The organism is Bradyrhizobium sp. Leo78, from assembly GCF_059512425.1.
In genome coordinates this window covers 1-403 of the sequence record NZ_JCAMOT010000256.1, presented here as the reverse complement: position 1 = coordinate 403, position 403 = coordinate 1, and the positions used below count along the sequence as shown (strand labels likewise).

At 61.0% G+C, this 403-nt stretch carries 1 protein-coding gene; it reads left to right on the top strand.

Annotation, left to right across the window (positions count from 1 at the left end):
* A partial coding sequence (locus tag AC5ZG1_RS44560; protein WP_496136594.1) for a FumA C-terminus/TtdB family hydratase beta subunit occupies nt 1-403 on the top strand: 403 nt, incomplete at both ends.

Here is a 403-nt window from a genome sequence, read left to right as displayed (position 1 = left end):
GAACGGCTGGAAAAGGGCGAAGGCATGCCCGATTACCTGAAAAATCATCCGGTCTATTATGCCGGCCCAGCCAAGACGCCGGCCGGTTACGCCTCCGGCTCCTTCGGCCCGACGACGGCCGGCCGGATGGATAGTTACGTCGACCAGTTCCAGTCCTTCGGCGGCTCGATGGTGATGCTTGCCAAGGGCAACCGCTCGCGCGCCGTGCGTGAGGCCTGCAAGAAATATGGCGGCTTCTATCTCGGCTCGATTGGCGGCCCCGCCGCCCGTCTCGCCAAGGACTGCATCCGCAAGGTCGAAGTACTCGAATATCCCGAGCTCGGCATGGAAGCAGTCTGGAAGATCGAGGTCGAAGACTTCCCCGCCTTCATCGTCATCGACGACAAGGGCAATGATTTCTTCC